19 protein-coding genes and 1 pseudogene are annotated in these 20,012 nt (G+C 67.8%); 7 read left to right on the top strand and 13 right to left on the bottom strand.

From position 1 onward, the window contains the following. Positions 1-65: 65 nt before the first annotated feature. A pseudogene (locus tag FPJ27_RS28075) lies at positions 66-190 on the bottom strand (helix-turn-helix domain-containing protein); the annotation flags it as partial. A 31-nt stretch (positions 191-221) separates the two neighbouring features. After that, complete coding sequence (locus FPJ27_RS28080; RefSeq protein ID WP_072441263.1) at positions 222-1,619, bottom strand: sigma 54-interacting transcriptional regulator; 1,398 nt, start codon at positions 1,617-1,619, stop codon at positions 222-224. A 249-nt stretch (positions 1,620-1,868) separates the two neighbouring features. Here FPJ27_RS28080 and FPJ27_RS28085 point away from each other — a divergent pair, with 249 nt between their 5' ends. From FPJ27_RS28085 to FPJ27_RS28095, 3 genes are read left to right on the top strand one after another with little or no spacing between them, the layout of a single operon-like run. Next, on the top strand, positions 1,869-2,753 hold the full coding sequence (locus FPJ27_RS28085; protein WP_204423439.1) for an MBL fold metallo-hydrolase: 885 nt from the start codon (positions 1,869-1,871) through the stop codon (positions 2,751-2,753). A gap of 30 nt (positions 2,754-2,783) precedes the next feature. Beyond that, positions 2,784-4,454, top strand: a complete 1,671-nt coding sequence (locus FPJ27_RS28090) for a bifunctional protein tyrosine phosphatase family protein/NAD(P)/FAD-dependent oxidoreductase (protein WP_204423445.1) — start codon at positions 2,784-2,786, stop codon at positions 4,452-4,454. An 18-nt stretch (positions 4,455-4,472) separates the two neighbouring features. Further along, positions 4,473-5,279: a sulfite exporter TauE/SafE family protein gene (locus tag FPJ27_RS28095; protein WP_204423446.1), complete on the top strand. Its 807-nt coding sequence runs from the start codon at positions 4,473-4,475 to the stop codon at positions 5,277-5,279. Between the two features lie 96 nt (positions 5,280-5,375). Here the strand turns inward: FPJ27_RS28095 and FPJ27_RS28100 are convergent, their stop codons facing one another. From FPJ27_RS28100 to FPJ27_RS28115, 4 genes are all read right to left on the bottom strand, one after another. After that, positions 5,376-6,197 carry an ABC transporter permease subunit gene (locus FPJ27_RS28100; RefSeq protein ID WP_175961325.1) on the bottom strand — a complete coding sequence of 274 codons (822 nt, stop codon included), beginning with the start codon at positions 6,195-6,197 and terminating at the stop codon, positions 5,376-5,378. Next, the gene (locus tag FPJ27_RS28105) at positions 6,194-7,120 is read right to left on the bottom strand and encodes an ABC transporter permease subunit (protein WP_072441279.1); all 927 of its coding nucleotides are present in this window, start codon (positions 7,118-7,120) and stop codon (positions 6,194-6,196) included. The genes FPJ27_RS28100 and FPJ27_RS28105 overlap by 4 nt, the downstream gene beginning before the upstream one ends. Continuing rightward, complete coding sequence (gene potA, locus FPJ27_RS28110; RefSeq protein WP_204423448.1) at positions 7,117-8,277, bottom strand: polyamine ABC transporter ATP-binding protein; 1,161 nt, start codon at positions 8,275-8,277, stop codon at positions 7,117-7,119. The genes FPJ27_RS28105 and potA overlap by 4 nt, the downstream gene beginning before the upstream one ends. An 87-nt stretch (positions 8,278-8,364) precedes the next feature. Further along, a complete protein-coding gene (locus FPJ27_RS28115) occupies positions 8,365-9,459 on the bottom strand; it encodes a polyamine ABC transporter substrate-binding protein (protein ID WP_204423450.1) in 1,095 nt (364 codons plus the stop codon). A gap of 519 nt (positions 9,460-9,978) precedes the next feature. On the opposite strand from FPJ27_RS28115, the gene FPJ27_RS28120 reads away from it, so the two are divergent. Next, complete coding sequence (locus FPJ27_RS28120) at positions 9,979-10,182, top strand: DUF1289 domain-containing protein (RefSeq protein ID WP_006493160.1); 204 nt, start codon at positions 9,979-9,981, stop codon at positions 10,180-10,182. Between the two features lie 75 nt (positions 10,183-10,257). Here FPJ27_RS28120 and FPJ27_RS28125 read toward each other — a convergent pair whose 3' ends face one another. The 3 genes from FPJ27_RS28125 to FPJ27_RS28135 form a co-directional block, all read right to left on the bottom strand. After that, entirely contained in the window at positions 10,258-10,899 is a 642-nt protein-coding gene (locus tag FPJ27_RS28125) for an OmpW family outer membrane protein (protein WP_034181342.1), read from the bottom strand. A 65-nt stretch (positions 10,900-10,964) separates the two neighbouring features. Further along, positions 10,965-12,155, bottom strand: coding sequence for a nitronate monooxygenase family protein (locus FPJ27_RS28130; protein ID WP_204423451.1), 1,191 nt, complete (start codon positions 12,153-12,155; stop codon positions 10,965-10,967). Positions 12,156-12,277: 122 nt separating this feature from the next. Then, positions 12,278-13,714: an aldehyde dehydrogenase family protein gene (locus FPJ27_RS28135; protein WP_204423452.1), complete on the bottom strand. Its 1,437-nt coding sequence runs from the start codon at positions 13,712-13,714 to the stop codon at positions 12,278-12,280. Positions 13,715-14,049: 335 nt separating this feature from the next. Between FPJ27_RS28135 and FPJ27_RS28140 the strand changes: the two genes are divergently transcribed. Both FPJ27_RS28140 and FPJ27_RS28145 read left to right on the top strand, forming a co-directional pair. Next, positions 14,050-14,415, top strand: a complete 366-nt coding sequence (locus FPJ27_RS28140) for a hypothetical protein (protein WP_034181339.1) — start codon at positions 14,050-14,052, stop codon at positions 14,413-14,415. A 220-nt stretch (positions 14,416-14,635) separates the two neighbouring features. After that, positions 14,636-15,211: a polysaccharide deacetylase family protein gene (locus tag FPJ27_RS28145; protein ID WP_204423453.1), complete on the top strand. Its 576-nt coding sequence runs from the start codon at positions 14,636-14,638 to the stop codon at positions 15,209-15,211. A gap of 14 nt (positions 15,212-15,225) precedes the next feature. Here FPJ27_RS28145 and FPJ27_RS28150 read toward each other — a convergent pair whose 3' ends face one another. Continuing rightward, a complete protein-coding gene (locus tag FPJ27_RS28150; protein ID WP_239483327.1) occupies positions 15,226-16,185 on the bottom strand; it encodes a phosphotransferase in 960 nt (319 codons plus the stop codon). 25 nt (positions 16,186-16,210) lie between these two features. Here FPJ27_RS28150 and FPJ27_RS28155 point away from each other — a divergent pair, with 25 nt between their 5' ends. Next, on the top strand, positions 16,211-16,900 hold the full coding sequence (locus FPJ27_RS28155; protein WP_204423456.1) for a CmcI family methyltransferase: 690 nt from the start codon (positions 16,211-16,213) through the stop codon (positions 16,898-16,900). Here the strand turns inward: FPJ27_RS28155 and FPJ27_RS28160 are convergent. The 3 genes from FPJ27_RS28160 to FPJ27_RS28170 are packed head-to-tail and all read right to left on the bottom strand — an operon-like array spanning position 16,857 to position 20,012. Next, entirely contained in the window at positions 16,857-18,062 is a 1,206-nt protein-coding gene (locus tag FPJ27_RS28160) for a glycosyltransferase (protein WP_204423458.1), read from the bottom strand. The genes FPJ27_RS28155 and FPJ27_RS28160 overlap by 44 nt on opposite strands. 7 nt (positions 18,063-18,069) lie before the next feature. Then, entirely contained in the window at positions 18,070-19,137 is a 1,068-nt protein-coding gene (locus tag FPJ27_RS28165) for an asparagine synthase-related protein (protein WP_204423460.1), read from the bottom strand. Next, positions 19,134-20,012, bottom strand: a complete 879-nt coding sequence (locus FPJ27_RS28170; protein WP_204423462.1) for a 4Fe-4S cluster-binding domain-containing protein — start codon at positions 20,010-20,012, stop codon at positions 19,134-19,136. The genes FPJ27_RS28165 and FPJ27_RS28170 overlap by 4 nt, the downstream gene beginning before the upstream one ends.

Here is a 20,012-nt window from a genome sequence, read left to right on the forward strand (position 1 = left end):
GCCGCCCGCCACGGACCGCGCAGGCGCCTCCTTCCCGCAAGACGCCGAGCCGCCGTCGCGACACGTCACTCCGGTACACCCATCCCGTCATCGCTGAACGCGGGCAGGTCGCCGGGCTGGCAATCGAGATAGCGGCAGATCGCCTCGACGCAACGCGGATGCCCTTGACCTTCCCCTGCTTGAGCAGCGCATGTTCGTCATCGATACGTAGGAACACCCGCTCACCCGCCGCGCGTGCCCAGCCCGAGCGCCTTCAACCGCCGGTACAACGTGCGCTCGCTCATCCCCGTGCGCTCGGCGAGCGCCTTGCGCGTGCCAGTGAATTCGCCGGCGATCCGCACCAGTTCGGCATCCGTCAGCGCGCCCGCCGCGCCCGCGCCATCCTGCTGCGCCGCCGATGCCGCCACGAGCTCGGCCGGCAGATGCTCGACCCGGATCGTCCCGTCGTCCGCGAACAGGCATGCGCGTTCGAGCACGTTGCGCAGTTCGCGGATGTTGCCCGGCCACGCATACGCGTCGAGGCACGCACGCGCGCGCTCGGTCAGCACGAAGGGCCGGGCCGCGAACGGCCGCGCGCCCGCATCGCCCGCGTTCGCGCGCGCGTTTGCGATCCGCCGCAGGATCGATTCGGCGAGCAGCGCGACGTCGCCCTGCCGTTCGCGCAGTGCCGGCAGCGGAATCGGAAACGCGCTGATCCGGTAGTAGAGGTCCTGCCGGAACCGGCCGTCGTCGATCATCTCGCGCAGCGGCTTGTGCGTGGCCGCGACGAGCCGGAAATCCGCGCGCAGCGCCTCGACGCCGCCGACGCGCCGGAACGTGCCCGACTCGATCAGCCGCAGCAGCTTCACCTGCATCGGCAGCGGCACGTCGCCGATCTCGTCGAGAAACAGCGTGCCGCCCTGCGCGGTCTCGACGAGGCCCGGCTTGCGCTGGTTCGCGCCCGTGAACGCGCCCTTCTCATAGCCGAACAGTTCGCTCTCGAACAGCGTCTCGGCGATCCCCGAGCAATCGACGACGACGAACGGCCCCATCGCGCGATCGCTCGCCTCGTGCAGCGCGCGGGCGAACAGCTCCTTGCCGGTGCCCGACTCGCCGAGCAACAGTACCGGCAACAGCGACGGCGCGACGCGCTGCAGTGCGCCGAGCGCCGCGTTGAACGCGTCGGCGCCGCCGACGAGCCCTTCCGCGCTCGGCTGCGCGGACGCGCTGCGTACCGTCGTCAGCCGCTCGACATACGCGATCACGTTGCCGTCCGCATCGAAGATCGGCCGCAGCTCGACGTCGACATGCTCGGGGCCGCGCGGCGTGTGGTGGATGTGCAGCACGCGGTTCAGCCCGCGCGATTCGAGCGCCTGCTTCATCGGGCAATGCTCCCCGGCCTGGTCGCACGGCACGTCGTAGTGATGCGAGACCTGGAAGCAGTGGCGGCCCACGTGCTCGACGCCCGCCACGCCGAACTGGCGCCGGTACGCATCGTTCGCCGCGAGGATGCGGTAGTCGGGATCGACGACGATCATCGGCTGCGGGTCCTGCTCCAGATAGGCGACGAGCGCGCGGACGTCGGGCGTGACATCGCGGCGCGGCGCGGGAACGATCGGGATGGTGTCGTGCGGATTCATGCGGACGCTCGGTGACGGTTCTGCCGGACGGACTGCCAGGCTGACTGCCAATTCTGCCACGACACTGCCAGATATGGCAGTCAACATGTTCGACCGGCTGGCGCCCACGTCCGCGCAGCGCCATGGCCGCGCCGAAAACCCGAGCCGAATCAAGTCTCTGGCCCATCGGCCGACGCCGCGGTACCGGTTGGCACGGTTCTTGAGTTAGAGATCCCGATTGCAAATGCAGAACCCGATCGAGGACACCCCGTGAGCAACGCCACCACGCTGTCGGTCGAAGGCTTTTTCGACCCGGCGACCCACACCGTCAGCTATCTCCTGCTCGATACGGCGAGCCGCGCGTGCGCGCTGATCGACAGCGTGCTCGACTACGACCCGAAATCCGGCCGCACGCACACCGCGAGCGCCGACCAGCTGATCGCGCGCGTCGCCGAACTCGGCGCGACCGTGCACTGGCTGCTGGAGACGCACGTGCATGCCGACCACCTGTCGGCCGCGCCGTACCTGAAGGCACGGGTCGGCGGCCGGATCGCGATCGGTTCGCACGTGCGCCGCGTGCAGCACGTCTTCGGCACGCTGTTCAACGCGGGCCCCGGCTTCGCCGAGGACGGCCGCCAGTTCGACCGGCTCGTCGACGACGGCGACACGCTCGCGCTCGGCACGCTGACGATCCGCGCGCTGCACACGCCGGGCCACACGCCCGCATGCATGACCTACTGCGTCGACGACGCGACGCAGCGCGCGGCGTTCGTCGGCGACACGCTGTTCATGCCCGACTACGGCACGGCCCGCTGCGACTTCCCCGGCGGCGACGCGCGCACGCTGTACCGCTCGATCTCCCGCGTGCTCGCGCTGCCGCCCGACACGCGCCTGTACCTGTGCCACGACTACCAGCCGGGCGGCCGCGACGTGCAGTTCGTGACGACCGTCGCCGAGCAGCGCCGCGCGAACGTGCACGTGAAAGACGGCGTGACCGAGGACGATTTCGTCGCGATGCGCACCGCGCGCGATGCGACGCTCGACATGCCGGTGCTGATGCTGCCGTCCGTGCAGGTCAACATGCGCGCCGGCCATCTGCCGGAGCCCGAAAACAATGGCGTGCGCTACCTGAAGATCCCGCTCGACGCGATCTGAGCGCCGCCGCCCCCAACCGAGAACCCCGACATGACCACCATCCGCAAGCTGACCGACGCGCTGTCGGTCTCGCCGCAGATCGCGGCGGCCGACCTGCCCGCGCTGCACGCGGCGGGCATCCGCGCGATCGTCTGCAACCGGCCCGACGGCGAAGGCCCCGACCAGCCGACCGTCACCGAGATCCGCGCGGCCGCCGCGCCGCTCGGCATCGACGTGCATTACCTGCCGGTCGATACGGGCAAGGTGACCGACGACCAGGCCGCGCAGTTCGGCGCGCTCGTCGCGTCGCTCGACGGCCCGGTGCTCGCATACTGCCGCAGCGGCACGCGCTCGGCCACGCTGTGGGCGCTGTCGCAAGCGGGCCTGCGCCCGCTGAACGACATCGTCGCGACGGCCGATGCGGCCGGTTACGACCTGCGCGCGCTCGCGTCGCGCGTCGCGCAAGGCGGCAGGCAGGCGGCGCCGGCCGTCGACGCGCGGCACGACATCGTGATCGTCGGCGCGGGCGCGGCCGGTATCGCGGTCGCATCGAGCCTGCTCGCGCGCGACGCGTCGCTCGACATCGCGGTGATCGATCCGGCCGACGTCCATTACTACCAGCCGGGCTGGACGATGGTCGGCGCGGGTGTGTTCCGGCCCGAGACCACCGCGCGCCGGATGACCGACTTGCTGCCGCGCGGCGTGCACCGGATCCAGGCTGCCGTCGCCGGCTTCGAGCCCGACGCGCACACGGTCGTGCTCGACGGCTGCCGGCGCATCGGCTACCGCAAGCTCGTCGTGTGTCCGGGCCTCAAGCTCGACTGGCACGCGATCGAAGGCCTCGCCGACACGCTCGGCCGCAACGGCGTCACGTCGAACTACCGCTACGATCTCGCGCCGTACACGTGGGAGCTCGTTCGTACGTTCCGCGGCGGCAACGCACTCTTCACGCAGCCGCCGATGCCGATCAAGTGCGCGGGCGCGCCGCAGAAGGCGATGTACCTGTCGTGCGACCACTGGCGGCGCGCGGGGCGCCTCGAGGCCGCGAACGTCGAGTTCCTGAATGCAGGCGGCGCGCTGTTCGGCGTCGCCGACTACGTGCCCGCGCTGATGGAGTACGTGAAAAGCTATGACATCGCGCTGTCGTTCGGCCACAACCTCGTCGCGATCGACGGGCCCGCGCGCCGCGCGACGTTCGTGCGTGCGCTGCCGGACGGCGGCAAGGAAACCGTCGTGCGTTCGTTCGACATGATCCACGTCGTGCCGCCGCAGAAGGCGCCCGACTTCGTGCGTTCGAGCCCGCTCGCCGACGCGGCCGGCTGGATCGACGTCGATCCGGCGACACTGCGGCACAAGCACTTTCCGGACATCTACGCGCTCGGCGACGCCACCAACACGACCAATGCGAAGACGGCCGCGGCCGCCCGCAAGCAGGCGCCCGTCGTCGCGCACAACCTGCTCGCATCGCTCGGCCGCGCGCACGGCGACGCCGCGTACGACGGCTATGGCTCGTGCCCGCTCACCGTCGAGCGCGGCAAGATCGTGCTCGTCGAATTCCTGTACGGCGGCAAGGTCGCGCCGACCTTCCCCGCATGGCTGATCGACGGCCGCCACCCGTCGCGGCTCGCGTGGCTGCTCAAGGAACGCGTGCTGCCGCCGCTCTACTGGAAGGCGATGCTCAAGGGCCGCGAATGGCTCGCGAAGCCCGCGATCGCACGTTGAGCGGAGCCCGATGACGTCATGCTGATTTCCCTCGTACTGGGCGGCTTCGTCGGCGCCGTGCTCGGCCTGACCGGCGCCGGCGGCGGCATTCTCGCGGTGCCCGCACTCGTTGTCGGCATGAGCTGGCCGATGCAGCAGGCCACGCCCGTCGCGCTTGTCGCGGTGGCCGGCAGTGCCGCGCTCGGCGCGCTCGAAGGCTTCCGCCGCGGGCTCGTGCGCTATCGTGCTGCGCTGCTGATGGCCGTGGCCGGCGTGCCGCTGACCACGCTCGGCGTGCGGCTCGCGCACGTGCTGCCGCAGCGCCTGCTGCTCGCGCTGTTCGCGCTGACGATGCTGATCGTCGCCGGCCGCCTGCTGCGGCAGGCGCTGCGACACGCGAGCGTCGACACGGACGCGTCGCCGCTGTGCGTCGGTCGCGTGAATCCCGATACGGGCCGTCTCGTGTGGTCCTGGCCGGTCGGCTTCGCGCTCGCGTCGACCGGCGCGATGACCGGCCTGATGACGGGGCTGCTCGGCGTCGGCGGCGGCTTCGTGATCGTGCCGATGCTGCGCAAGTTCACGAACGTGTCGATGCACGGCATCGTCGCGACGTCGCTGATGGTGATCGCGCTGGTCGGCACCGGCGGCGTGCTCGCGACGCTCGTGTCGGGCACGCGCGCGCCGCTCGACGTGACGCTGTGGTTCACCGTCGCGACCGCGCTCGGCATGGCCGCCGGACGCGGTGCGTCGCGGCACCTTGCCGCGCGACACGTGCAGGCCGGCTTCGCGGCCGTGCTCGTGTGCGTCGCGCTCGGAATGCTGGCGAAGGCGGCGTTCGGCGCGTGAACCTCCGGCGGCTGCAGGTCAGCGCCGCCAAACAAAACGCCCGGCCCGACTCGTCGTCGGCACCGGGCGTTTTTCGTTGCGGCCGCAACGGGCGCGTCAGGTCGCGAATCCCGCCATCCGCTTGCGCTCTTGCCGCAGCATCACGAAGTTCGCGATCACGACGCCGGCCGTCACCGCGACGATGAACAGCGTCGCGAGCGCGTTCATCTCCGGGTTCAGCCCGAGCCGCACGCGCGAGAACACGACGAGCGGCAGCGTCGTCGAACCGGGGCCCGACAGGAACGCCGACAGCACGAGGTCGTCGATCGACAGCGTGAACGACAGCAGCCAGCCCGCGATCAGCGCCTGCGAAATCAGCGGCAGCGTGATCGTGAAGAACACCTTCAGCGGCGTCGCACCGAGATCGAGCGCGGCTTCTTCCAGCGACGGATTCAGCTCGCGCACGCGCGACTGCACGATGATCGCGACATACGAGATGCACAGCATCACGTGGCCGAGCCAGATCGTGAAGATGCCGCGCTCGGCCGGCCAGCCGATCCACTTCGCGAGCTCGATGAACAGCAGCAGCAGCGAGATCCCCTGGATCACCTCGGGAATCACGAGCGGCGCGTTGATCATCCCGCTGAACAGCGCGAAGCCGCGAAAGCGCCCCATCCGCGCGAGCACGAAGCCGGCCCACGTGCCGATGAACACCGATGCGAACGCGGTCAGCACGCCGATCTTCAGCGACAGCCACGCGGCCGTCAGCAGCTCGTCGTCCTCGACGAGCGCCGAGTACCAGCGGAACGAAAAACCCGACCACACGGTGACGAGCTTCGACTCGTTGAACGAATAGACGATCAGGCTGAGGATCGGGATGTACAGGAACGCGAAGCCGGCAAACAGCACCGCGAACTGCAGGTAACGATTCGGCTTCATCGACGGGCCTCCTGCTCCTTCGCCTGGAAGTGCTGGAACATCGCCATCGGCACGAGCAGCAGCAGCACCATCGCGCAGGTCACGGCCGACGCCATCGGCCAGTCCGCGTTGTTGAAGAACTCGTTCCACATCACGCGGCCGATCATCAGCGTGTTCGCGCCGCCGAGCAGTTCCGGAATCACGTACTCGCCGACCGCCGGAATGAACACCAGCAGGCAACCCGCGATGATCCCGTTCTTCGACAGCGGCAGCGTGATCTGCACGAACGCCTTCCACGGTTTCGCGCCGAGGTCGTATGCGGCTTCGAGCAGGCGCAGGTCCATCTTCACGAGGTGCGCGTAGAGCGGCATCACGAGGAACGGCAGGTACGAATACACCATCCCGATGTACACCGCGTAGTTCGTGCGGTACAGCTCGATCGGCGTATGGGTCAGGCCGATCCACATCAGGAAGTTGTTCAGCAACCCGTTGTTCTTCAGGATGCCGATCCATGCATACACGCGGATCAGGAACGACGTCCAGAACGGCAGCATCACGCCCATCATCAGCAGGTTGCGGGTCGCCGGGTTCGAGCGCGCGATGTAGTACGCCATCGGATAGCCGATCAGCAGGCACAACAGCGTCGTGACCGCGGCCACCCACACCGAGTTCACGTAGGTCGCGAAATACAGGCTGTCCGTGAACAGGAACGCGTAGTGCGACAGGTTCAGCGCGACGTGCACGACGCCGTCCGCATACGACGCGAGCTCCGTGTACGGCGGGATGCCGAGCTGCAGCTCCGCGAAGCTGATCTTGACGACCAGCACGAACGGCACGAGGAAGAACAGCACGAGCCACGTGAACGGCCCGGCGACGACAGCCGTGGCGCCCGTCAGGTTGAAGCGCCGCACCGGCCACTCGAGCAGGGACTTGAACGCGCTCATGACGTCAGCACCACGCCTGCGGTCGCGCTCCAGCGCACGTAGATCTCGTCGCCGAGCGACGGCGTGTCGAGCTCCGAAATCGCGAGGCTCGATACGTTCGCGATCACCGTCTTGCCCGCGTCGAGCTTAACGTGATACAGCGAATAACCGCCCATGTACGCGACATTGCCGATCCTGCCGCGCGCCCAGTTGAACGCGCCTTCGGGCGGCTTGCGCGTGAGCGCGATCCGCTCGGGGCGCACCGACACCGTGACCGGCATCCCGAGCGGGCCCGAGATCCCGTGGCTCACGTACAGCCGGCTCGGCAGCTCCGGCGATTCGATGTACACGTGGTCGGGTTCGTCCTCGACGGTCACGCCGTCGAACAGATTCGTCGAGCCGATGAACTCGGCCGAGAAGCGGCTGTTCGGATATTCGTAGACCTCGTTCGGCGAACCGATCTGCACGATCTGCCCTTCGCTCATCACCGCGAGGCGGTTCGCCATCGTCATCGCTTCTTCCTGGTCGTGCGTGACCATGATGCAGGTGACACCGACCTTGTTCAGGATGTTGACGAGCTCGATCTGCGTGCGCTGGCGGATCTGCTTGTCGAGCGCGGACATCGGCTCGTCGAGCAGCAGCAGCTTCGGGCGCTTGACCAGCGAACGCGCGAGCGCGACGCGCTGCTGCTGGCCGCCGGAGAGCTGATGCGGCTTGCGCTTCGCGTACTTGCTCATCTGCACGAGTTCGAGCGCCGCATGCACGCGCTCCTTCAGCTCGGCCTTCGGCACGCCTTCCTGCTTCAGGCCGAACGCGACGTTCGACTCGACCGACATGTGCGGGAACAGCGCATACGACTGGAACATCATGTTCACGGGCCGCTTGTACGGCGGCATCTGCGCGAGGTCCTCGCCGTCGATCAGGATCTTGCCCGACGTGACCGTCTCGAGGCCCGCGAGCATCCGCAACAACGTCGACTTGCCGCAGCCCGAGCTGCCGAGCAGCGCGAACAGCTCGCCCCGGCGCACGGTCAGGTTGACGCTGCGTACGGCCTCGGTGTCGCCGAATTTCTTCACGACGTCGACGATCTGGACAAAGTTCTCGGCGCGCGCATCGGCGCCGGAGGAGGAAACGGAGGACGGTGCGCCCGCGACCGGCGCACCCGACTGGCTATTCATGATGTGCTGCTTCTCTCCTGCGTTTAACGAACAAAGCCCCCGGGGGCACCAGGGGCTTCATGACTGCTGGGGGAACGCCGGCTCGCGTCAGCGGCCCGACTTCAGCTCGGTCCACAGACGCGTCTGCAGGCGCTGGATTTCAGGCGGCAGCGGCTTGAGCAGGAACAGCGTCTTCACGACGTCGGCCGGCGGGTAGACGGCCGGATCGTTCGCGACGTCGGGCCGCACGTACTTGCGTGCCTCGGCGTTGGCGCTCGGGTAGTACACCGCGTTCGTGATCGCCGCGTGCACCTTCGGATCCTCGATGTAGTTGATCCACTGCAGCGCGGCATCCTTGTTCTTCGCGTCCTTCGGGATCGCCATCACGTCGAACCACACCGGCGCGCCGCCCTTCGGAATGTAGTACTCGATCTTGTACGGCTTCTTCGCCTCGATCGCGCGATGCTTCGCGATCACGACGTCGCCCGACCAGCCGAACGCGAAGCAGATGTCGCCGCCGACCAGGTCGTTGATGTAGCCCGACGAGTTGAATTGCGTGATGTACGGGCGGATCTTCTTCAGCACTTCCATCGCGGCCTTGTAGTCGGCCGGGTTCGTGCTCATCGGATCCTTGCCGATGTAGTGCAGCGTCGCCGCGAACATCTGGTCGGGCGCGTCGAGCACCGACACGCCGCAGGTCTTCAGCTTCGAGATGTTTTCCGGCTTGAACAGGATGTCCCAGTTGTCGAGCGGGGCCTTGCCGAGCGCCTGCTGCGCCTTGGTCATGTTGTATGCGAGACCCGTCGTGCCGTACGCCCAGGGCACCGAGTACTTGTTGCCCGGGTCCGCGCCCGCGACGAGCGCCATCAGTTGCGGATCGAGGTACTTGAGGTTCGGCAGCTTCGACTTGTCGAGCGGCGCGAAGATGCCGGCGGCGATCTGCTTGCCCGCGTAGTTGCTGGTCGGCACGACGATGTCATAGCCCGAGCTGCCCGTCAGCAGCTTCGCCTGCAGCGTGTCGTCGCTGTCGTAGTTGTCGTAGCGGACCTTGACGCCCACCTGCTTCTCGAAGTTCGGGATCGTATCCTTCGCAATGTAGTCCGACCAGTTATAGACATTGAGCTGCGTATCCTTCGCCGCTGCCGCCGATGCACCCACGCACAGCGCGAGCGCTGCGAACCGGCCCACTACCTTTGCTTTCATCCCGTTCTCCCTCCGGCCGGACCGTTTGTCCGGCTGCCGTCTGCCTCGTCACGGCGGTGCATTCTGGTGCTCCGCCCCTCGAAAACCCCGAAAACTACCACCATTCGCGCTCCGTCACAAAAAAATCATGCCGGTGTCGCGCAAACGGAACAGATTACCGCCGCCGGCCAGTCAGGCCGCTCGTGCGGTCGGGCATTCCGAGGGGAATTCTATCGGGTAATCGACGGCTGTCCACCGGGAAAAACGGGCAGCGGCGCAACCGCGTTCGCCGGCTGCTCGGGTCGCGCGCCCAACGGCTTGTGCGCGCCGCCGTTTCACCGGTGAAAATCTCGGCGCGCTGCGGCCCCGGCGCCTGGCGGGCGGCCTTGTCGGCCAGCCGTTGCCGTGCTTCCGCGCCGGACCGACCGGCAGCACTGTCGTGACGATGCGCCGGCACGGCATGCCGGCCGCACCCGCCGGGCCGACCGGCCGCGATGCATTAAAATGGCGGCTGACGACTCAACCGCGCGAACCCTCCCGATGGCATCCAATCTCCACGACCTGCCCGACAGCCCCTGCATCGGCGTGTGCTCGACCCTCTTCGACGAAGTCTGCAAGGGCTGCGGCCGCACGGCCGCCGAAGTGTCGAACTGGGTCTTCCTGAGCGACGACGAGAAGCGCGCGGTTTGGGAGCGCATCACGCGCGAAGGCACCGCGATGCGCTTCCAGTACGACAAGCTGTAAATCCGCCGCGCATAAAAAAAGCGGCATGCCGACTGACATGCCGCCAACCCCAACTCTGTTCTTTTCCCGCCGCGTCTAGAACTTCATCCCGACGCCCACGCCGACGATCAACGGATCGATGTGCAGCGTGCCGATGCCCTTGTCGCCGAGCGTCGCATCGGTGCTCATCCAGATCTTCTTCACGTCGACGTTCATGAATACCTTCTTCGTCAACTGCACGTCGACGCCGAACTGCAGTGCGGGGCCGAAGCTGCTCTTGTTGATCGACACGCCCTCCCCGCCGACGTTGAGCCCGTTGTTGTAGAAGTACGTGTAGTTCAACCCGGCGCCGACGTACGGACGCACCTTGCCGGCATGGTTGAAGTGGTACTGCAGCAGCAGCGTCGGCGGCAGCACGCCCACGCCGCCGAGGTTGCCGAGGCTCGACGTCACCTGGTGCCGCGACGTGCCGAGGATCAGCTCGACGCCGAGGTAGTCGCGGATCATGTACGTGAAGTCGAGCTCGGGCACGATCGCGTTGTTCACGCCGACGTTGAGCGCGCCGAGCGTGTCGCTCGCGCGCTCGTTCGGCTGGATGCTGATCGCGCGCAGCCGGACCAGTACGTCACCCTGGTTGATGCCGTCGCCCGGCGACGCCGCGTGCGACACCGACGGCATCGCGACGAAGCTTGCCGCGACGGCGGCAGCGGTGACAAAAGTTCGAATCGTTTTATGCATGGTACGGACCCCCAAAGAATGGTTTCCATTCTCCTCGTAGGGTCTTTTCCTTATCTTGATATTCGTCAAGCCAGCGTAAACGTGGGACGGTTTGCCGCAGGCTCGGTCGCACGGCCCGTCAGCAGCAGGTCGAGCAAATCGCGCACGCTGCGGATCGCGCGGCCGAACGGCAGCGCTTCGCGGCCGCGGAAGAACAGCCCGTTCGCGACGTCGCCGCGCAGCGCGGCCGCCAGCCGCGTGTCGATGCAGAAATGGCCGAACTTCTCGATGCCGTCGCGCAAGCCGCATACGCTCAGGCATTCGAGCGCGGTCGGACAGCGCTGCTTGAATGCGCCGAGCTTGTTGCGGATGCGCGTCTCGTTGCGCAGGTAACGATCGAGCCACGGCGTCTTCATCGCGCGCGCGGGCAGCCCCGTCACGCTGACGAATTCGACGATGTCGTCGGGTGCCGCATCGGCGAGCACGCGCTTGAAATCCGGATGCGCGTCGCCCTCTTCCGTCACCGCGAACGGCGTCCCGACCTGCACGCCGTTCGCACCGGCCGCGAGCGCCGCACGCACCATCTCGTGACTGTTGATCCCGCCCGCAACGATCAGCGGGATCGTGTCGCGCGCGAGGCCCAGCGACGCCATCACCTGCGCGGTCTCGTCGAGCACACGCGCGAAATCGAAGCGCGCGTCATGCATGTCGTCGATCTGCGTGACGCCGAGGTGGCCGCCCGCGTGCGCCGGATGCTCGATCACGATCGCATCGGGCAGGCGCCCCTTCTTCATCCACTTCTTCAGCACGAGCGCGATTCCACGGCTGTCCGACAGGATCGGGATCAGCGCGACGTCGTGTCCTTGTGTGAGATCGGGCAGATCGAGCGGCAGGCCCGCGCCCATCACGATCGCATCGGCGCCTTCGTCGCACGCGACTCGCACGTAGTCCGCATGCGCGCTCACCGCCTTCATCACGTTGACCGCGATCATCCCGCGCCCTTCGCCGTAGGTCTTCGCGAGACGGATCTCGCGCGCCAATGCGTCGAGGTTCGCGGCCTCGAGCGTCGCGCGATCGGGCTGCGCACGACAACGCGCGAGCAGGTCCGCATGATGGTGGCGCAGGTCGATGCTCGCGATCGTGCCGACCGCGCCTTCGCGGGCGACGCTGCCCGCCAGCCGGTGCGCGGAGATGCCGACGCCCATGCCACCCTGCACGACAGGCAGCAAGGTGCGGCCGCGTATCGTCAGCGGCGGAAAGGAAGTGCGTACGGTCATCGGATACCTCGTCGGAACATCGGAACCGCGATGATCGACGATTCACTGCAGCGCACCTTGACGGCCGTCAATAAAAAACGGCACGCGAGCGTGCCGTTTCCGGTTCATGCGGTGCGAAACGCTCAGGCCGGCTTCGCTGGCTTCAACTGCATCGACTTGTACTCGAGATACTCTTCGAGCCCATACACGCCGTTCTCGCGGCCGTGCCCCGACTGCTTGTAGCCGCCGAACGGCGCGGCGCCGTTCCACGCGCCGCCGTTGATGTCGACCTGCCCCGTGCGGATGCGCCGCGCGATGCCCATCGCACGTTCGTCGCTGCCGGCCCATACCGCGCCGCCGAGCCCGTACGGCGAATCGTTCGCGATCCGCACGGCTTCGTCTTCGTCGCGATACGTGATGATCGACAGCACCGGCCCGAAGATCTCCTCCTGCGCGATCGTCGATTTCGGATCGACGCGGCCGAACACGGTCGGCTTCACGAAGAAACCTTTCGCGAGCCCCTCCGGCAGGCCCGTGCCGCCCGTCACGAGTTCCGCGCCTTCATCGATCCCGCGCTGGATGTACGCCTGCACGCGCTGCTGCTGCACGGCCGACGCGAGCGCGCCGAGGCGCGTCGCGTCCTGCCGCGGGTCGCCCGCGACATACGTTTCGGCCGCGGCCTTCGCGATCTCGCGCGCCTCTTCGTAGCGCGCTTCCGGCACCAGCATCCGCGTGTGCGCCGAGCAGGTCTGCCCCGCGTTCAGGTAGCACGCGTTGACCGTGCCCTTCACCGCCGTCGCGAAATCGGCATCGTCGAGGATCACCGACGCCGACTTGCCGCCCAGTTCGAGCGCGACGCGCTTGACGCCCGCGGCCGCCAGCTCGGCCACGCGCTTGCCGGCGCGCGTCGAGCCCGTGAACGACACCATGTCGACGTCCGGGTCGGTAGCCAGCACTTCGCCGACGACCGGACCGTAGCCGCACACGAGGTTGAACACGCCGGCCGGCAGGCCGGCTTCGTGAATCGCTTCGGCGAGCATGAATGCGTTGAGCGGCGCGACTTCGGACGGCTTCAGGACGACCGTGCAGCCGGCCGCGAGCGCCGGCGCGACCTTCAGCGTGACCTGGTTGAGCGGGTAGTTCCACGGCGTGATCGCCGCGACCACGCCGACCGGCTCGCGCACCACGAGCGAGTTGCCGACCCGTGCCTCGAATTCGAACGACTCGGCGAGCTTCGCATACGCCTTCCAGTTGTAGATCGGGCCGCCGACCTGGATCGCGCGCGACAGCTTGATCGGCATCCCGACTTCGCCGGTGATCGACTGCGCGAGTTCCTCGCTGCGCGCCTGCAGACGCTCGACGATCTTGCGCAGATAGCCCGCGCGCGTCGCGGCCGGCGTGGCCGCCCACGCGTCGAAGGCCGCGCGCGCCGCGCGGATCGCGTCCTGCGCGTCGGAGGCGATGCCCTCCGGAATCCGGCCGATCACGGCCTCGGTGCCCGAGTCGATCACGTCGATCGTGCCCGTTCCGGCAGGTTTGCGCCAAGCGCCGTCGATATAGAACTGGTCGTAGATTTTCATCGTGTTCCGTCTCCTGTCGGGCAGAGTTGGCGCTTTAGCGCTTATGGCGGCGGGAGCAGGTACTCCAGCCCCATGCTTCGCGGGGAAGCCGACATTCTAGCGAGCGTTGCGGTCGACTGGTGTGACGATTGACAGCCATTCGAAAGGACTCCGGCCTCTGCCGCACCCTCGCTGCGCCGTCGGCGTGAACGCCGGCCCGGTGTCCGCCATGCCGCCGTCGTGCCAGCATCCGCCCGGGTACGCGGCCGGGCCCGCATCGTGCTATGTTTTTATTATCGGCACCGGCCCATTGCGGCCGGCGCCGCCCGGAATCGACGCATTTCGTGAGCGCTGCCATGTCCGACGCATCCCATACCCTCGGCTCGCAAGACCGCCTGGAGCTGCTTTGCTGGCTCACCTGCGGCAATCTCGGCGCGTTTTACCTCAACGAATCGTGGCCGGACGCCACGTTCCAGGTCCAGGCCGCGCACCGCTGGCTCGACCGCCATCACCGTCAGGCCGACTGGCTCGCGATCGCCAAGCTCGCGGCGCTCGCGCAGGACATCGCGAAGCGGCACGCCGGGTTCGTCGACGCGCCGTGGGCGCGCGACGCGGTCGAGGAAATCGTCGATACCGACGATCTCGACTATCGGGCGAAACTCGTGCAATGGGTGTACGACGACTGCTGCAAGGCGCTCGCGGACAAGCGGCTGGCCGATTGAGTCGCGCGGCGGGCGGTACACGAACGGCGGCGATACCCGGCAGACCGCGCGAACGCCGATCCGTGTCACGGGCACACGCGTAGCGTCACGGGTCGTCGCCGGCCGTTCCGGCCATCCGGCCGATCTCGCGTCGAATCGATTGGCTGGCCGCCGCCAGCCCGCGGAACTTGCGCTATCGTTTCTTCTGTCCTGTCCACCTCAAACGGCGCGTCCATCCGCGATGTCCATTCACCTCAGTTTCGACGACGGCCCGGGCCCGTCGACACCGCCCTTGCTCGACGTCCTGCGCGCCGCGTCGTGCAACGCGACCTTCTTCCTGCTCGGCAAGAACCTCGCAGGCGCGCTCGACATCGCGGCGAGAATGGCGCGTGAAGGCCATCGGCTCGGCAACCACACCCATTCCCACGCGAAGCCGGGCGCGCTGGCGGACGACGTGCTGATCGCCGAAATCGATGCGACCGACTCGCTGATTCGCGACGCGTATCGCCGGGCCGGTATGCCCGCGCCGGATACGATCCCGCTGCGCCTGCCTTATGGGCTGGTACCGCAGGACAATCGCGCCGGCGTACTTGCACGCCTTCAACGCGAACACACAGGCTGGACCGCAATCCTCGACGATTGGCAGCGCCCGGCGCCGTCGCCCGAGGCGCTGTTCGACGCAATGCGCGCGCATGTCGCCGACAGCGCGGCACGGCATCGCGACGTGCTGTTCTGCATGCACGACGGATCGCGGCATGGCGAAGCGCGGCCCAACACGGTCGAAGCCGTGCGCCTGTTCCTGAATCGACAAACCTGACGCGGCGGCCGGCTTCAGGGCGCCGCGCCGTCCAGCAACTGCCGCCAGCCGCCGAGAAACCCGATGCCGGGCCCCGGCATCCACAGGCCGCGCTGCGCGGCTTCCAGATGGATCAGCGTCTGGTCCACGCAGAACAGGGATATCAACGCAGCGCGGTTCGCGCGCATCCAGTCCGGCGCAGCATCGGGCCGCGTCGCCGTATAGGCTTGCAGGCCGGCCTCCCATCGCTGCGCATCGAAGACGAAGCGATCGTCCCTGCCCGCATCGCGCGACAGCGCGAACAGCGCAAAGGCCGCCTCGAGCCACTGTGCGCCCTGCCCGACGTCGTCGAAATCGAGCACGCCATTCACCGTATGCCCCACATACAACAGGTTGCCCGCATGATAGTCGCCGTGCAGCCAATGCACCGGCCCCGTCAGCCAGCGTGCAGCGACTTCGAGATGCGCGCCGATGCGCCGGATCATCGTCTCGTAGTGGCGGCTCAAGTCGGCCGACAAGGACGGCATCTTACGTGCCGATACGCGCGCATGGCGCGCCGACAGCCACGCCAGCGGCGCCGATGCGCTCGCGGGTATCGATGCCAGCGCCGCATGCAGATGCGCGAGCGCGCGCATCGCATCGATCGCGCCCGCTTGCGTATCGTCGGGCAGGCCGGGGCTGCCGTCGATATGCTCGAACACATGCAGCCAGCTTCCATCGGGAGCCTGCACTCCGGACTGCGCGTCCACGGTCGGCCGCAGTCGCGGCAGCGCGGGCAGCATCGGCGCCGTGCGCGAACGGCCGAGATCGCCGAGTATCGACGCCTCGCGATGCACCTGCTCGACCGGCTTGCCGGACCACGACACGCGCAGCACCACGCGCTCCGAATCGCACTCGACGAGGTACGTTTTGTTAGTATGGCCCGACGACAGCGCCTGCAGGCGCGCCGGCCCGAGGTTCCAGTGCCGGTGAAGCCAGGGTTCCAGCGTTTTCACGTCACTCCTACTCGTTGCATTGACCATGTCAGAGCGTCCTTCGGCCCGCATGCGGGACATCAACATCGAATGGCTGACGCGCGCTGCCGAATTCGACCATCTGTTCCAGACGCGCTGGCTCGGCGAGCGCTTCTTCCATCTGCCCGGCGACATGCTCGCGCTCCAGGAACTGATCTGGCGCGAGCGCCCCGACTGCATCGTGCAGACCGGCATCGCGGCGGGCGGCGGCGTCGTGTTCTCCGCATCGATGCTGGAACTGACGGGCGATTGCGGCCGCGTCGTCGCGATCGAACCGCGCCTGCGCGACGAGGTCAGGCAGCGCCTGCAATCGCACCGGCTCGCCCATCGCATGGTGCTGATCGAAGGCGAATCGTGCGCGGCCGACACGCTCGCGTCGGTGCGCGCGCAGATCGGCGACGGCGCGCGCGTGATGGCGATCCTCGATCTCACGCATACGCACGCGCACGTGCTGCGCGAACTCGAATGCTATGCATCCCTCGTAACGCCCGGCAGCTACGCGATCGTGATGGACACCATCATGGAGTATCTGCCGGCATCGATGTTCGACGGCAAGCCGTACGGCAAGGGCAACAACCCCGCCACGGCCGTACGTGAATTTCTCGCCTGCGACGGCCGGTTCGAGGTAGACGAGGACATCGAGGACCGCGTGCTCATGACGCTGTCGCCAGGCGGCTTCCTGAAGCGAGTTCGCTGATCAGGCGGGCGGCCTGCGCCGAGCCATCGCGCGCGTAGCTCGCACGGATGCGCGCCGCGTGCTCGCGCAGCGGGCCGGGACGCAACAGGCGTTCGAGCGCATCGGTAATGTCCGCGACACCGGCCTGCTGCAGATCCAGCACGCACCCGGCGCCGGCCCGCTCGACGAAGTGCGCCGAATGGAACTGGTCGTTGCAGAACGGCGACAGCAGCATCGGCACGCCGCACGCGAGCGACTCCATCACCGAATTCGCGCCGCCGTGGCTGACGAACGCGTGCGTGCGCCGCAGCAGCGCCAGTTGCGGCACATAACGCACCGCGACGACGCGCTCGTCGCCGGCCGGCAGCAGATCCGAATCGACCAGTTCGCCCACCGACAGCACCAGTTGCGCCGACGTCGCGCGCATCGCTTCGATGACCTTCGCGAACACGTCCGGGTGGTAATAAAGCTGGCTGCCGAGCGACATGTAGACGAGCGGGCGATCCGCGTCGAGGCGTTCCCACGGGAACGGCGTCTCGTCGCCGCGCGGGCCGGACGGCAGCGCGGGCCCGACCAGTTCGACACCCGGCGGCGGCGCGCCGACCAGTGCGTCGGTCGTGAACGCGAGCGTCAGATGCGGCGACAGGATGTCGCAACCGCGAAAGCGCGCGTCGAGACCGTAGCGCGCGAACAGGCGCGTGCGCTCCGGCGCGAGCCAGCGCACCGTGCGCAACAGTTCCGAATCGAGATCGTCCGGCAGCACCGGATTCAGCGAATTGGACATCGAGACCCACGGCAGCCCTTCCAGCTCCGCGGCGATCGCCGCCGCATAGAGCAGCGGATCGATCACGACCACGTCGGGTTGCCATTCGCGCAGCACCGCGCGGATGCCGTCCACCTGCGCGGGTGCAAGGTCGATCAGCAGCGTGCGGATCCAGTGCCGCAGCCAGTCGGAATCGCGAATGTTCGCGGCGAAGCTCGCGCCGCGCGACAGGTCGTGGCGTTCGGGCGTCTCTCGCGGCCCGACGAACGTGAAGTCGCCTGCGCCGGCGAGCTGCGCGCTGATGTCGGCCGGCGCGTAGAACGCGACGTCGCAGCCGGCGGCGCGCAGATGCTGGGCCGGGCCGATGCACGGATTGACGTGCCCTTTTTCGGGTACCACGCAGAACAGGATGCGTTTCATGAGCGGCTCAGGTTGGGCGATGCGCGGCATCGAAGTGGAAGTGGTCGAGATGATCGAGGATCAGCGTCAGCGTCGCCCACAGCACGCGTTCGGTATCCGCCTGCAATGTGGGCGCGGTAAGACCGAGCGTATCGGCGAGCGCGCGCGTGCGGTCGCGATCGAGCCATTTCGTGAGGTCCATCGCCGGTGCGAGCCGCCCGCGCTTGGGGCCGTGCACGAGACGGTCCGGCAGGTTCAGGCGAGCACCGAGATCGCGCAGGCACTGCTTGTCCGGATCGGGCGCGATGCTCGTCAGATGCGCGACGACGGCGGCGTCGACAAACGGCGGATGCAGGTCGACCGACGCCGCATCGAACAACGCATGACACAGCGGCAGATAGTTGGCCGACCGGTCGCGGCGCAGCACCTGGTCCGCACCGTCGCCGGTGATGGCCACCTCGATGCCGTCCGCGGCCATCGCCTCGGCCAGCAGCAGCTTCGCGACCGGATGCAGGTTGAACATCGGCTCCTCGACCGCATGGGTCGTTCTCGGCAGCGCGGCCACGAAATCGGCCTCGTTCGCGCGCACGATCTTCACGGTCGCCTGCATCTGCGCGGCCAGTTCGAGTGCGGCATCCCGTTCGCAATAGTCCGGCATGTCGGTCGCGAGGATGTAGGACGTCACGTGCCGCTGCGCGCCGAGTTCGCGCAGCAACGCGAGCAGCAGCGCCGAATCGAGCCCGCCGCTCAGCGCCAGCGCGACGCGCTTGCCGCTGTCGAGCGCGCGTTGCAGCGATGCGCGCAGCACGGTTTCCAGATCGCCGCGCTGCGGCCGCTCGGGCGCCGGCTGCACCGCCAGCCCTTGCGGCGAACGGATCAGCGCATGGCCGGGCGGCACCGCCAGCACGTCGCGCAGCACGGTGCGACTGATGGGACGCTCGCCGCTCAGGTAGCCCGCGATGGCGGCCGTGTCCGGCGCGCCGGCCGGTTGCCCCGAAGCATGCAGGACGGCCCGGATGCCGGACGCCGATACGCCGCTGCGCGGATGGTAGTGCAGACGATCGAAACCGAACAGGTCGCGCGTGCCGACGATCATGGATAACGAGCCTTCAGGGTGTCCACTTCAATACGTTTGAGGATGCGATGCGGCGCCACCGGCGCGCTGCCGCCCTGGCAATGCAGGCACGCTTCGAGCGGCACCTCGCGTTGCAGATAGGCGAGCATCGCGTCGAGCATGCCTGCATCGTCGCGCAACGGCAGGCCGTCGGATTGAAAATCCTTCTCGCCCTTGTACAGCGTATGGAAATGCGCGGGACGCGTGCACGTGTAGAACATGCCGTCGCGAATCATATGGCACCGCTCGCGAATCCAGCAATCGCGATAGAGGCGCTGCGCGTCGTCGCGATCCGTGCCGGGCTGTGCGCGATTCATCGTCGTGAACACGTCCTGCACCTTCCAGTTCAGACGTACGTCGAAGCGTGCGGCCTGATGCTCGACATACGCAATCAGGTCGGGCGACAACGACGGCTTCGGGTAGCGCGAGATCGTCAGCGCATCCACCGACTGCCAGAACGCGTCCGGCATCTCGCCGAGCTTCAGGCCGTTCGTCGTGACCGAGATCACGGGCGCGATGCCCGTGGCACGCACGCGTTCGATCAGCTCGACGAGCGCCGGATGCAGCAGCGGTTCGCCGCCGACCAGCTTGAACATGCGCGGGCTCAAGACCTTCGCGGCCATGCGCAGATCGGCCTCGAGCGAATCGGGGTTCGCATGCCACTCGGGCAGGAGCGGCGACAGCGAGCAGCATTCCGCGCAGGTCAGGTTGCAGTGATCGACGATATGCGCTTCCAGCGAGCGCGTCCGGACGCGCCCGTCTTCGACGCGGTAATCGCGATCCAGCGGCGGCGGGAAGACATGTTGCCGTTCGCCGGACGGCAGCGGGTTCGTGGCCCGGTTCGGATTCGCATTCAC

It is taken from the genome of Burkholderia sp. MS455, assembly GCF_016899445.1.
Taxonomy (GTDB): Bacteria; Pseudomonadota; Gammaproteobacteria; order Burkholderiales; family Burkholderiaceae; genus Burkholderia; species Burkholderia pyrrocinia_C.